The 3,878-nt window shown below is 43.3% G+C and carries 4 protein-coding genes and 1 pseudogene; 4 read left to right on the top strand and 1 reads right to left on the bottom strand.

Annotated features, from left to right (window positions below; translation table 11 throughout):
- From VLN09_RS09750 to VLN09_RS09735, 4 genes and pseudogenes are all read left to right on the top strand, one after another.
- Positions 1 to 264, top strand: a pseudogene (locus VLN09_RS09750) (tetraacyldisaccharide 4'-kinase); the annotation flags it as partial.
- 40 nt (positions 265 to 304) lie between these two features.
- A complete protein-coding gene (gene kdsB / locus VLN09_RS09745) occupies positions 305 to 1,099 on the top strand; it encodes a 3-deoxy-manno-octulosonate cytidylyltransferase (RefSeq protein WP_325246024.1) in 795 nt (264 codons plus the stop codon).
- 93 nt (positions 1,100 to 1,192) lie between these two features.
- A complete protein-coding gene (locus tag VLN09_RS09740) occupies positions 1,193 to 2,314 on the top strand; it encodes a DNA polymerase III subunit delta' (RefSeq protein WP_325246022.1) in 1,122 nt (373 codons plus the stop codon).
- A gap of 127 nt (positions 2,315 to 2,441) precedes the next feature.
- A complete protein-coding gene (locus VLN09_RS09735; protein WP_325246020.1) occupies positions 2,442 to 2,789 on the top strand; it encodes a PilZ domain-containing protein in 348 nt (115 codons plus the stop codon).
- A gap of 89 nt (positions 2,790 to 2,878) precedes the next feature.
- Here the strand turns inward: VLN09_RS09735 and ppk2 are convergent.
- Positions 2,879 to 3,878: polyphosphate kinase 2 (gene ppk2 / locus VLN09_RS09730; RefSeq protein WP_325246018.1), on the bottom strand; the 1,000-nt coding region annotated here is incomplete at its 5' end.

Raw genomic sequence — 3,878 nt, 5'->3', positions numbered from 1 at the left:
GATTTTAGTCTGGCGGAATTATTGCAGTATGCTGAGCACCCTATTATTGTGACCAGTAAAGATGCCGTAAAAATAAGTGCTTTGTTACTACAAATGGCGGGCGATCAGACACTGAGTGATGAATATAAGGCACTAATCAGTAGGTTATGGGTATTGCCGGTCACTGCGGTGCTGTCTAATAATTGCTATGAGACTTTGCAACAGCAATTACGAGCGTTGAATATCACTGCAAGCGCTCAAAACTCTGAGAGAACAAACGTTTAGTGCGTATCGTATCAATTGAAAATATTTTTAGGAATACCCCATGTCAACTCTTATGCCTGTCAAAACTCACATTGTCATTCCTGCGCGTTTAAAAAGTACGCGTTTGCCTAACAAGCCATTGTTAAATATTCATGGCAAGCCCATGATACTTTGGGTGGCTGAAAAAGCAAAACTGGCAGATTTTGCCGATGATATGTGTATTGCGACCGACGATGAATCAATCGCTAAGGTTTGTATAGAAGCAGGCTTTGATGTGGTGATGACACGTAGTAATCATGCTTCGGGCACAGACCGTTTGGCTGAAGTCGCTGCCATTAAAGGCTGGGCTGCTGATGACATAGTGGTCAATATGCAAGGTGATGAACCACTGGTACCGCCATTATTGTTAGAGCAAGTCAAAACATTATTAGTGCAAGATGCAGAGAGCGTCATGGCAACTTTATGTGAGCCTATCGAAGACTATGATACTTTTATACGCCCATCTGTCGTTAAGGTTGTCAGTCAGAACTGTAACGACAAGCAGCAGGCGCTTTATTTTAGTCGCGCGCCGATTCCTTGTGATCGAGATGTGGTCTTGGGTAATGGAAGTAATACACAAGCACCAAAAAATGCTTATCGTCATTTGGGTTTATACGCTTATCGCGTTAGTCTACTGCAGCAGTTTGTCCATTGGTCACAAACGCCGCTTGAAATACTAGAAAGTCTAGAGCAGCTACGTATATTGGAAAATGGTGGGAAAATCGCTATTGCAAAAGCCGCTTGCCCATTACCGGCAGGTGTTGATACGCAAGAGGATTTAGATCGTCTAAATGCCATGAGCATGTCTGATTTTTAATATAAGTGATATAAAGTAGCCTAAGTAATAAATAGTTTAATAAATGCTATTTGATTCAAACTAATTCTTAATGAAAAATATTAAATGATTGCCATGAGTGAGCGGACAAATATGACTGATGATATTTATTTTGCGCCACTATTGCCATGGCAACAGGTGCTTTGGTCACAGCTGACGCAGCGTGTATTGGCACCGCAGCAATCTCTACCTCATGCGCTGTTGGCGGCTGGCATGCAAGGCATGGGCAAGCGCGCGTTCGTCTGGCGTTTGGTGGCTTGGCTATTATGCCGTGTGCGTGATGAGCATCCACTAGGCGCTTGTGGTCATTGTGAAAGCTGTCAATGGCTTAGATCTGGTACACATCCAAGCTTACAAGCATTACCGTTAATTAGTCTGCCTGTCAGTGGTGATAATGCCTATAATCAAGAAATAGCGAGCAGCACAGCGAAAGATAAAAAATCTACTAAAACCGCGAGTAACGCCTCACTAAAAATAAAAGTAGATGATATCCGTGCTTTGCAGCCTTTTATTTATCAAGGCGGGCAGGGGATGCGCATTTGCGTACTCGATCACGCTGAAAAGATGACCATTGCCGCTGCCAATGCCTTACTGAAAACGTTGGAAGAGCCACAAGCTCAAGTGTATTTATTCTTGATTAGTGATGCGCCCTCTCAGCTACTGCCTACTATTAAAAGCCGTGTTCAGCAGCTGGCATTGCAGAGAATTGATCCTGCTATCTCACTGGACTATGTGACTCAAGCGCTTGGTAGTACGGTCAATCATCGTGAAGCGGTCGGCGCGGCTGCCATTGAGCAGCTCATCCAGTTAGCGAATGGCGCGCCTTTAGCAGCCATCACACTTGCTCAGGCACCGTGGTATAGCAAGCGCGCACTATGGCTGACGACATGGCAGGCGTTACGTAGTGGTAAACGTAGTAGCGTAGCAGCGAGTGATTATTGGCAAACTCAGCTTGGTATTATCGAATTTATCCAACTGTCTGAGCTGATGCTACTTGATATGCGCCGTGTTTCGTTAGGATTTGATGCATTGCAAAAGGATGTTAAATTAGCCGAAATTTTGCAAGATAATGAACCAAGCGAAAGCGTGATAGAGCATTTTTCATATAGCTTACAACAGACAAAAATAGCACTACAACAAAATGTGCAAGAAAAATTTGCTTATGATAATCTGATGCAAGAGTTAGTTTCTTTATAATAGACATGTAAGCCTAGTAATTTACTGAAAGATATCGCATTTATAGCTGATACTGATATTTTAATCTTGCACATCATTAGTCATATATTAAAAATACTGTAAACCTCATAAATAAAGGAAGCTGACTATGGCAATGCCAGGACGTGGCGGGATTTTAACCTGTCATATTGAAAATATGGATACGTTATATGCAAGCTATCTATCCTTTGTTACTAATGGCGCTCTGTTTGTACCCTCTGATCGAGCGCAAAATCTAGGCGATGAGGTGTTTATTGCGGTCACTTTGCCCAACTCTAGTGAGCGTTTACCCATGAATGGTAAGGTGGTTTGGATTAATTCTAAAGCCCAAAGTGGTCGACCAGCGGGTTTTGCAGTACAGATCGGTACAGACATATCTGGACTACGCATCAAAAACGAAGTCGAGCGTCTATTGGCAGGTAAAATTGATAGTTTGCAATCTACTTATACTATGTAGACTTTATGCTTAGCATCAGATAAAAAACAGCCTTATACTCTTATAAGGCTGTTTTGCTATGAGTGGTATATTCTGAAATCATAATAATACTAATAACGCGGCGGCACATACATATCATCAGGGATAGGCTCACGGTAATATTCATCATCGCGTTTGCGATTGGGCAACTCAATCTCGTCACGAGGGACTTCTTTATAAGGGATTTGTTCGAGTAAATGCGCAATACAGTTTAGTCTTGCGCGCTTCTTGTTATTACCCTCAACTACCCACCATGGTGCTTCAGGGATATGAGTGCGCTCAAACATGGTCTCTTTTGCTTTGGTGTAGTCTTCCCAGCGTCGGCGTGATTGTAAATCCATCGGTGAGAGCTTCCACTGTTTCAGTGGGTCATATATCCGACTCATAAAGCGTGCATGTTGCTCATCATCGGTAATGGAAAACCAATATTTTACTAAGCGTATGCCTGATCGCACTAGCATGCGCTCAAATTCTGGCACCGACTGAAAAAACTCTTCATACTGCGCATCTGTACAAAACCCCATGACCCGCTCAACACCGCCGCGGTTATACCAGCTGCGATCAAACAATACGATCTCACCTGCGGCTGGTAAATGCGCGACATAGCGCTGAAAATACCATTGTGTTTGCTCGCGTTCCGTTGGAGCAGGTAAGGCTGCAACACGGCAAACTCTAGGGTTCAGCCGCTGGGTAATGCGTTTGATGGCGCCACCTTTACCAGCAGAATCCCGCCCTTCAAAGATGACGACGATACGCTCACCGCGATCAACTACCCAATCCTGTAGTTTTATAAGTTCTCGCTGTAGTCGTACCAATTCATGAAAGTATGTACGTCGATCTAGTTTTTCTTGCTCGCTCATCTCACGTCCGTTAAAACGAAAGTCACGTGCATAGTCATCTATTTCGTTTTCTAGTTCTTCATCATACGTATCGATTAAGTCTTGGTGCATTTTCCGACGCAGTTCATCATCAAGAATGTCTTTTTCGATGCGCTCAGAAAGAATGGCTTGTTCCTGATTGTACCGATCTAAATCCTCCTTAGTCGTTAGAGATTGAAAATCAGCGGTTGTA

This window comes from Psychrobacter sp. (assembly GCF_035469765.1).
Taxonomy (GTDB): domain Bacteria; phylum Pseudomonadota; class Gammaproteobacteria; order Pseudomonadales; family Moraxellaceae; genus Psychrobacter.
The sequence above is the reverse complement of the archived record's forward strand: the minus strand, read 5'-3'. Positions and strand labels throughout refer to the sequence as shown.

What these genes read in the sequence shown, in the direction of transcription:
- VLN09_RS09740 (WP_325246022.1), top strand. Translation starts at nt 1,193, where the DNA reads ATGAGTGAGCGGACAAATATGACTGATGATATTTATTTTGCGCCACTA.
- VLN09_RS09735 (WP_325246020.1), top strand. Translation starts at nt 2,442, where the DNA reads ATGGCAATGCCAGGACGTGGCGGGATTTTAACCTGTCATATTGAAAAT.
- kdsB (WP_325246024.1), top strand. Translation starts at nt 305, where the DNA reads ATGTCAACTCTTATGCCTGTCAAAACTCACATTGTCATTCCTGCGCGT.